Source organism: Bacillus sp. mrc49 (genome assembly GCF_002803435.1).
Window position 1 is genome coordinate 1 of sequence record NZ_PHNG01000614.1, and the last position, 2,495, is coordinate 2,495.

Below are 2,495 nucleotides of genomic sequence, written 5' to 3' on the forward strand. Positions count from 1 at the left end.
AATAAAATTAAAGGTAAGTACTTTTTCTTCATAATTCTCCTATAGTTTCCTTTAAATTTTACCCGGAAGTGAGGTGCCCCAATTCTTTTTCACTCGAGTATTAGCATCATTCAGAATATCATTAGGTATTACTGCCAAGATTCCATCAATATGAAAAGCTCTTGAAGATTGCAAGTTATACCCTGCATAATCCCATTGTGCATTTGTTAATTTAGAACAATACCAGGCATCCGTTGACCATATAGTGGTTTTTAATTTATATGGTTCTCCTATTTGATCCTTACCGTAGTTTACTGCCTTTTTACGTTCAGCAGCAGTAGCATCTTTCCCTAGCTTACTTGTTACTTTAAGTTGCTTAATTCCACTAGCCCCCCCCCCACAAATTACTACGATTCCAATGATGGACTTTCGCTCCATTATTTTTGGTTTTTGACGCTTCAATAACATAATAATCTGTGGTTGATAAAACTGCTGTATGACCCGTGTAGGATTTTTCTCCGATGGAATTTTTACTTCCACTACTATAGTATAATATATCTCCATACCGCCAACTGGTGGCTAAAGATCGCATTCCACTATTAAAGTATGGTTCCGATTTTATATCTAATTCGCCAAGCTTATCACTTAACTCATAATACTGGTTTAAATCATAAAATATATCATTTTCAAGCGTTAACAAATAATTCTCAACATCAATATGAATTTGATTAACCTGATCCACAAATTTTTGTTTGGTTTCTGCCTTTCCAACTTCAACTAGTAATAACTTATCTACTATAGCAATCTTTTTTTCTAATTCTTTTATAATAGTATTCCTTTCTGACAAGCTTTCTTGCGCCAATGTATTGAACGGGCTAAGAATAATGCAGGTTAAAATAATAATACCTATAATTTTGAACTTCATAATAATCCTCCTATTTAATTATAAAATCTTACGTTTCCAGCCAGACACATCCTCGACTCATGTAATGGTTCATATGTGCTAATGTCACCTTCTTTGGAATTAATTATATATATAAGTAAACTTTTACGCGTTCCAACATTGGAACACTAGGTTTCATTTTTAAACAATCAAAGAGCATGAAATGAATTAAAATTCACTAGTTTTCCCTTTAGTAACACTTCTAAAATCATAGGCCTTCCTCTTAGGTAGCCCCCCTTCCTTTAACTCATATGACACCACAAAGTATTTGAATATTCAGTTTATATTTTTGATAAAATAAGGTTATTCACTATCTCGGAAGGGTATAGACCTTTCGATTAGTTTTTTTGAAGGGAGAAATGAGATTATCATGAAATCATCCGTTACATTCATTCTATCCATACTGGTTATTCTCGGGCTTTTGTCCGGCTGTGCCGAAAAGGATCAGCTAGAGGATGGGAGTAAGCTGATTGATAAGGACCAGTTTGTTTTCGCTGCCTCAGGTGAATTCAAGCCATTCAGTTATGTCAATGATGACATGACCGTAACAGGTTTCGATATCGAAGTGGGCGATGCCATTGCCAAGGAACTTAACCTTAAGCCAGTCCCTAAGCGGATTAAATTCAAAGGGATCGTCGAGGGTGTTAAAACCGGCCGGGCGGATGCCGCGGTTGCCAGCCATACGATCAATGAAGAACGAAGTAAACATGTTGCCTTCTCGACCCCCTATTATTACTCGGGGCCCCAAATCTTCGTCAGGTCCGATAGCGATATTAAAACGGTTGATGATTTAAAGGGAAAGGAAGTTGCGGCTTCGAAAGGCTCTACATATGCAACCACTGCAGAAAAATATACAAATCATGTAAAAACGTATGACAGTGATATCACCGCGCTTAAAGCGTTGAGCGAAGGACGTCATGATGCCGTCATCACCGACTTCGTCACCGGCAAGGAAGCAGCCAAGGAAGGTTTCGATGTCAAGGGCCGGCAATTGATCGAACGCAGCGAGCAGGCGGTCGTCCTGCCAAGCGACAATCCCCAGCTGCTTAAACGCATCAACGAGGCGCTAGAGAACCTCCGGGAAGACGGAACGCTTGCGAAAATCAGCAAAAAGTACTTTGGTGAGGACATCACTACTAAGCCTGAATAAAGAATGATAGAAAGGGAGTCATTACATTGCCAAGTTTTTCACATTTTTTCGATACATTATTTAGCTCGTCGGACGTGTTCATCCGTGCCATGCTCCTCACATTGGAACTGACGGTAGTCTCCATTATTGTAGGGATCGTCATCGGTTTGCTTTTTGCACTTTTAAAAATTTCCAATATAAAGGTCCTTGCCTGGATTTCTGATGCTTATGTATTCCTCGTACGGGGTACACCGCTGATCGTCCAAATCTTCATCCTCTACTTCGGTATCAGCAATCTCTTCTTATTGCCGGACTTCTGGGCGGCGTCTCTTGCCCTCGCCTTCCATAACGGAGCTTATATCTCCGAAATATTGCGAGGTACGATTCAATCGATCGATAAAGGCCAAATGGAAGCCGGACGTTCCCTTGGAATGAGCAATTCAC

Annotated in this window: 4 protein-coding genes; 2 read left to right on the forward strand and 2 right to left on the reverse strand. The window is 39.6% G+C overall.

From position 1 onward, the window contains the following. Positions 1-51: 51 nt before the first annotated feature. Complete coding sequence (locus CVN76_RS30885; RefSeq protein ID WP_198512513.1) at positions 52-417, reverse strand: hypothetical protein; 366 nt, start codon at positions 415-417, stop codon at positions 52-54. Continuing rightward, entirely contained in the window at positions 365-904 is a 540-nt protein-coding gene (locus CVN76_RS06395) for a hypothetical protein (RefSeq protein ID WP_100530623.1), read from the reverse strand. Before CVN76_RS06395 ends, CVN76_RS30885 begins: the two co-directional genes overlap by 53 nt. A gap of 388 nt (positions 905-1,292) precedes the next feature. Here CVN76_RS06395 and CVN76_RS06400 point away from each other — a divergent pair, with 388 nt between their 5' ends. Next, positions 1,293-2,072 carry a transporter substrate-binding domain-containing protein gene (locus CVN76_RS06400; RefSeq protein WP_061141379.1) on the forward strand — a complete coding sequence of 260 codons (780 nt, stop codon included), beginning with the start codon at positions 1,293-1,295 and terminating at the stop codon, positions 2,070-2,072. A 26-nt stretch (positions 2,073-2,098) separates the two neighbouring features. Next, a partial coding sequence (locus CVN76_RS06405) for an ABC transporter permease subunit (RefSeq protein ID WP_157805570.1) occupies positions 2,099-2,495 on the forward strand: 397 nt, incomplete at its 3' end.

Coding starts and splice junctions, on each gene's coding strand:
- CVN76_RS30885 (WP_198512513.1), bottom strand. CDS start 417: ATGGAGCGAAAGTCCATCATTGGAATCGTAGTAATTTGTGGGGGGGGG.
- CVN76_RS06395 (WP_100530623.1), bottom strand. CDS start 904: ATGAAGTTCAAAATTATAGGTATTATTATTTTAACCTGCATTATTCTT.
- CVN76_RS06400 (WP_061141379.1), top strand. CDS start 1,293: ATGAAATCATCCGTTACATTCATTCTATCCATACTGGTTATTCTCGGG.